Annotated in this window: 3 protein-coding genes; 1 reads left to right on the forward strand and 2 read right to left on the reverse strand. The window is 68.0% G+C overall.

Annotation, left to right across the window (positions count from 1 at the left end):
* Positions 1 to 360: 360 nt before the first annotated feature.
* Positions 361 to 804: a biopolymer transporter ExbD gene (locus V6M45_RS06500; RefSeq protein WP_332654831.1), complete on the reverse strand. Its 444-nt coding sequence runs from the start codon at positions 802 to 804 to the stop codon at positions 361 to 363.
* Between the two features lie 162 nt (positions 805 to 966).
* Positions 967 to 1,587, reverse strand: coding sequence for a GTP cyclohydrolase I FolE (folE, locus tag V6M45_RS06505; protein ID WP_332654832.1), 621 nt, complete (start codon positions 1,585 to 1,587; stop codon positions 967 to 969).
* A 115-nt stretch (positions 1,588 to 1,702) separates the two neighbouring features.
* On the opposite strand from folE, the gene cysS reads away from it, so the two are divergent.
* Positions 1,703 to 3,112 (forward strand): cysteine--tRNA ligase, encoded by a 1,410-nt coding sequence (cysS, locus tag V6M45_RS06510; RefSeq protein ID WP_332654833.1) that lies wholly within the window; start codon positions 1,703 to 1,705, stop codon positions 3,110 to 3,112.
* The last annotated feature ends 489 nt before the right edge of the window (positions 3,113 to 3,601 follow it).

The raw sequence follows: 3,601 nt of genomic DNA on the forward strand, positions 1-3,601 counted from the left end.
GGCCGCCCAGGCTGAACCGGCCGGCGAACGGCCCTACCAACCGGCCGCCGCCGCCCCGGCCGCGACCCCCGACCGCCCCCGCCAGTCGGTGCAGTAGCAGCACCCCACTCCGCAGCTTTCGTCATCCTCCGGCAAGCGGCGCGCCGCGCAGACCGGGGGACCCAGCGGCGCGCGCGAGCGCGACCCTGACGGTGCGCCGCCGTCTGCAACAGCCTGCGTGCACAGGTCGCCTTCGGCGCCGCTGGGTCCCCCGGTATCGCTGCGCTCGCCGGAGGATGACGAAAGCAGGGGGGCCGCCCAAAGAAAAAGGGCCGCGTCCTCGCCGGACGCGGCCCTTGATCGTTGGAACGGGCGAAAACCCTATTCGATGTCTTCGTTCAGCAGGCCGACCTTGAAGAAGCCCTTGGCCTGCAGCTCGTTCATGACTTCCATGAACTGGTTGTAGGTGACTTCCGGGTCGGCGCGGACGAACACGCGCTCCTGCTTGCAGGCCGGGTCGCCGCCGCCGAGGGCGGCGCAGACGTCGGCCGAGAGGCCTTCAAGGCTGGACTGCTTGTCGGCGATGAAGATCGAGCCGGTTTCCTGGACGGTGATGTACACCGGATCCTTCTGCGGCGCGTCAGGGGGCGGGGGCACCGCCGGCGGCAGGTCGAGGCGGATCGACACGGTCGCCATCGGCGCGGCGACCATGAAGATGATCAGCAGCACCAGCATGATGTCGACGAACGGCGTGACGTTGATGTCGGCGTTCTGTTCAATGGTGTGGGCTTTGCCACCACCGGGTCCGGAAAGTTTGGCGGCCATCCGCTTTGGTTCTCCATCAGGCCCGGCGCGAAACGCGGCGAGCGACGCTGAAAGCTTCGGACCGTCTCTTGGCGTCCCCGGCCCGGCTTGTAAAGCGGGTTCGGACCGAAGTCGGTTCCCTCGCGGGTTCCGCCTTCGCTTTACGCCTCCCAGGCGAGCCGATCAGCCCTTGGCGAGCTTCAGGAACCGGTCCTTCAGCGCCCCATCGGACTTGAAGGCGCCAGTGAACCGGGTGGTGATGGTCGAAACGTGGCGGTGGTGCACGCCGCGCGTGGTCATGCACTGGTGTTCGGCGTCGATCAGTATGGCCACGCCGTGCGGCTGCAGGTGCGATTCGATGGCCTCGGCGATCAACTGGGTCAGGGTTTCCTGGGTCTGCAGCCGGCGCGAGAAGATCTCGACCACCCGCGCCAGCTTGGAGATGCCGACCACCTTCTCGTTCGGGATGTAGGCGACATAGGCCTTGCCCAGGAACGGGGCCATGTGATGCTCGCAATGGCTCTCGACCTCGATGTCGCGCAGCAGCACCATGTCGTCATAGCCCTGCACGTCCTCGAAGGTGCGGCTCAGCTCCTTCTCGACATCGGCGTCATAGCCGTCGAACCATTCGCCATAGGCGTCGACCACCCGCTTGGGCGTGTCGATCAGGCCCGGACGGTCGGGATCGTCGCCGGCCCAGGCCAGCAGGGTCCGCACGGCCTTCAGGGCCTCCTCGCGCGACGGGCGCGTCGTCGCCGGGTCGTTGTCGCCGACCAGAACGGGCTTGGCGGGGGTGAGGCTCATGGGACGGTTCTCGAACGCGCGGCTTTGTAAGTCGCGAGGGACTGTTTATCAGCTTGGCGGCGTATATGGGACCGCCCGTCCGTCCCGCAAGAAAACTCTCCCGCAAAGACTCCTCATGCCGCTGACGATTTACGACACCCTTCACCGCGAAAAGCGTGTGTTCGAGCCGCGCGACCCCGGCCGGGTGACACTCTATGTCTGCGGCCCGACGGTCTATGACTACGCCCATATCGGCAACGCCCGCCCGCCGGTGGTGTTCGACGTGCTGGTGCGGCTGCTGCGCCGGACCTACGGCGCGGACGCCGTCGTCTATGCGCGCAACGTCACCGACGTGGACGACAAGATCAACGCCAAAGCCGCCAGGGAAGGCACGCCCATCGGCGACGTCACTTCGCGTTACGAGGCGGCCTATCTCGAGGACATGGGCCGGCTCAACGTCTCGCCGCCGGACATCGCCCCCCACGTCACCGACCACATGGACGCCATCGTCCGGCAGATCGGCGCCATCATGGACCACGGCTGCGCCTACGCCGCCGAGGGCCATGTCCTGTTCGACGTCTCCTCCTACGAGACCTACGGCCGGCTGTCGGGCCGCAACCTCGACGACATGATCGCCGGGGCCCGGGTCGAGGTCGCTCCCTACAAGAAGAACCCGCACGACTTCGTGCTGTGGAAGCCGTCGAAGGAGGGCGAACCCTCCTGGCCGTCGCCGTGGGGCGCGGGGCGTCCGGGCTGGCACATCGAATGCTCGGCCATGATCGAGGAGACCCTGGGCCTGCCGATCGACATCCACGGCGGCGGCATCGACCTTGTGTTCCCCCACCATGAGAACGAAATCGCCCAGGGCGTCTGCGCCCACGGCCACGCCCACGAGGCGTCGGCCCACGCCGAATACAGCCGCTACTGGATGCACAACGGCTTCCTGACCGTCGACGCCGAGAAGATGTCCAAGTCGATCGGCAACGTCCTGCTGCTGCACGATCTGGTGCAGTCGATGCCGGGCGAGGTCGTCCGCTGGGCCCTGCTCAGCGCCCACTACCGTCAGCCGCTCGACTGGAACCAGTCGCTGCTGGACCAGAGCCGCAAGGCGCTGGACCGTCTGTACGGGGCGCTGCACCGCTCCGCCGCCGTCGAGGCCTCGACCGACGAACCGCCGGCCGACTTCCTCAAGGCCATCGAGGACGACCTGAACACGCCGGGCGCCATGGCCAGTCTGTTCGCCCTGTCCAGCGAGATCGAGCGTGCGATGACCGCCGGCGACCACGGCGTCGTGGCCCGGGCCAGGGGCGAACTGGTCGCCGCGGCAGCCATCCTGGGCGTGCTGCAGGCGGATCCCGCCGTCTGGCTGGAAGGCGAGGTCTCCGACGCCCTGCGCACTGAGGTCGAAGCCCTGCTGGAGCAACGCGCCGCCGCCCGCGCCGCGAAGGACTGGCCCGAAGCCGACCGCATCCGCGACCGCCTCAACGCCCTGAACGTCGTCGTCATGGACGGCCCGACCGGCGCGACCTGGCGGGTGAAGGGGTAACCCTCACTGTCTCCTCCCCGTTCGCGTAGCGAATGGGGAGGGACGGATCGCTTTCCCTTGCTTTCGTCATCCTCCGGCAAGCGGCGCAGCCGCGCAGACCGGGGGACCCAGCGGCGCCGATGGCGATCTGTTCAGGCAGGCTGCGGTATTCCGCGGAGCTCCCGGCAGTTTCGCGCTCTCGCGCGCCGCTGGGTCCCCCGGTCTCGGCTTCGCCTCGCCGGAGGATGACGAAAGCGGGAATTGCTGCGCTGCAAGTTCATGCGCCGCCGTCCTTTCGTTTTCCGTCAACCTCCTGTTTCCCCACGACATCGCCTCCACGTCAGCGTCCTGAACCCGCCCTAGGGCGGGCCCGGTCTAGACTCCTCCCATCCCGTCGACGGGGAGGGCGTCGGATCCACGTTCTCGATGACGGCGGGCTGTGGTCGAGCGATGAAGCCCGGGCGATGGAGAGTCCGGGGGGCCTCGAGGGCGGGGATGGATCCTGCCCGC

It is taken from the genome of Brevundimonas sp., assembly GCF_036676055.1.
In the GTDB taxonomy this organism is placed as follows: domain Bacteria; phylum Pseudomonadota; class Alphaproteobacteria; order Caulobacterales; family Caulobacteraceae; genus Brevundimonas.